Origin of the sequence: Bacillus cereus group sp. BfR-BA-01309, assembly GCF_022664315.1 — a bacterium.
GTDB lineage: Bacteria > Bacillota > Bacilli > Bacillales > Bacillaceae_G > Bacillus_A > Bacillus_A mobilis.
The window spans coordinates 1-1,139 of record NZ_JAKUHE010000053.1 but is presented as its reverse complement, the minus strand read 5'-3'; the positions used below and the strand labels follow the sequence as shown (position 1 = coordinate 1,139).

Genomic DNA, 1,139 nt, shown 5'->3' with positions numbered 1-1,139 from the left:
GAATCTAGATGGAGAAGAAAGATTTATAAATAAATCATTCTATGCGTATAACGAGCCTTCATTTAGTTCAGGAAAAGCAAACGCTGGAGCATTATATAATCCACAGAATTTTAGAATAATAGATGGAACAACTAGTGGATGGTTAAAGATTAAAACATGGGAAGGCGACAAGTGGGTTAATTTAAATGCGGAAGATACAAGCATAGAATTCTATGTGGAAGCTACTGCATACAGCGTAGAAGGTAGCCCACCACATGAAAGAATTACTGCGGCTGGAATAGATATAGGGAAAAATCCTAATATTAAGTTAATTGCAGTTGATCCGAAAGTTATTAAACTAGGAACAAAGGTTTATGTTGAAGGATACGGTGAAGCAATTGCTGGAGATACAGGTGGGGCTATTAAAGGCAATAAAATTGATGTTCTGTTTCCTACAGAAAAGCAAGCCCGTGAATGGGGACGTAAAAAAGTAAAAATTAAAATATTGAAATAGGATATACATACCTATTCTTAGCTTTGAAAATTATATATTAGACAAAATAAAAGGGAGGATATTTTTATGGTTAAGAAAAGTATAGGAATCTTATTGTTTTTTATTCTATCTATCTCGACATTTAGTATGGTAACTCACGCTGCTAGTAGTTCAGAATATGTGAATCAATCATTTCATGGGTATAAGGAACCATCTTTTAATTCAGCTAAAACAAATGGCGGATCAGAGTATGGTGCTCAAAATGTAGGAGTCGTGGAAAAAAGAGATAATGGCTGGTGGAAGATTGAAACATGGGAAGGTCCAGTTTGGATTAACTTGAATGGGGAAGAACGTGTCATGGGAGATTTCTATGCATATGATGAACCTTCTTTCTCATCAAAGGTAGCGAATGCTGGAGCGAAGTACGGGCGACAAACATTTAGAATAGTAGATGGAACAACAGATGGTTGGCTGAAATTTAAGACGTGGGAAGGCGAAAAATGGCTGAATCCTACGGCTGAACAAATTACTGTCAACAAAACAATCTACGCGTATAATGAGCCTTCATTTAATGCAACGAAAGCAAATTATGGAGCAACATTTAACCCGCAAAATTGGGGAGTAGTAGAAAAAAAAGAAAATGGCTGGATGAAGGTAGGTACTTATG

At 36.2% G+C, this 1,139-nt stretch carries 1 protein-coding gene and 1 pseudogene; both read left to right on the top strand.

Annotated elements, in window-relative coordinates:
• A partial coding sequence (locus MR115_RS29505) for a 3D domain-containing protein (protein WP_242243846.1) occupies positions 1 to 493 on the top strand: 493 nt, incomplete at its 5' end.
• A 66-nt stretch (positions 494 to 559) separates the two neighbouring features.
• Positions 560 to 1,139 (top strand): annotated as a pseudogene (locus MR115_RS29500) (hypothetical protein); the annotation flags it as partial.